Source organism: Xanthomonas sp. SHU 308 (genome assembly GCF_000364645.1).
Taxonomy (GTDB): domain Bacteria; phylum Pseudomonadota; class Gammaproteobacteria; order Xanthomonadales; family Xanthomonadaceae; genus Xanthomonas_A; species Xanthomonas_A sontii.
The window spans coordinates 1-266 of the sequence record NZ_AQOK01000185.1; the positions used below are offsets into that span (position 1 = coordinate 1).

1 pseudogene is annotated in these 266 nt (G+C 76.3%); it reads right to left on the reverse strand.

What is annotated here, in order from left to right:
• Positions 1-266, reverse strand: a pseudogene (locus D588_RS24255) (filamentous hemagglutinin-like protein); the annotation flags it as partial.

A 266-nucleotide genomic window follows, 5' to 3' on the forward strand; every position in this document is an offset into this window, starting at 1 on the left:
CGTCGATGCGCAGGTCGCGTCCGGCATACAGGGTACCGGCGTTGTCCAGCGCGCCCGGCGTGGCCAGCGCGACGTCGCCGCCGGCCGAGACCACCGCACCGGCCGCATTGCCGATCGCCGCCGCGCCCAGGTCCAGGCGCCCGCCGGCACTGAGCTGGCCGAGCGTGTCCAGGCGTCCACCGGCCTGCACACTCGCGTCCTGCCAGGACTGCGCGAGGCCGGACAGGCGCATGTCGGCGTCGCTGCGCAGACGCAGGCCCGCGCCA